Source organism: Ammonifex thiophilus (genome assembly GCF_003368535.1).
GTDB classification, from domain to species: Bacteria; Bacillota; Desulfotomaculia; order Desulfotomaculales; family Ammonificaceae; genus Ammonifex; species Ammonifex thiophilus.
The window spans coordinates 1-255 of record NZ_QSLN01000100.1 but is presented as its reverse complement, the minus strand read 5'-3'; the positions used below and the strand labels follow the sequence as shown (position 1 = coordinate 255).

Annotated in this window: 1 protein-coding gene; it reads left to right on the top strand. The window is 60.4% G+C overall.

Annotated elements, in window-relative coordinates; genetic code table 11:
• On the top strand, nt 1–255 hold a 255-nt coding region (locus tag DXX99_RS11250), incomplete at both ends, for an IS110 family transposase (protein WP_165847856.1).

Below are 255 nucleotides of genomic sequence, written 5' to 3'. Positions count from 1 at the left end.
ATGCTCGCCTGCTGGCCGATATCGGTCGCAGCGACCTGCGCCGACTGCGTCGCCTGAACCCCGATTCCGAACTCATTCAGGAGCTGAAGACCCTGTGCCGCGACCAGGATATACTCCTGGAAGAGGTCACTCGGCTCACCAACCGCCTGACCGCCTGCCTCAAGGAGTACTATCCCGTGGCCCTTGAACTCTTCTCGCGCCTAACTCTGCCGGTTACGCTCAACTTCCTAAAGACCTATCCCACCCTGGAAGCGG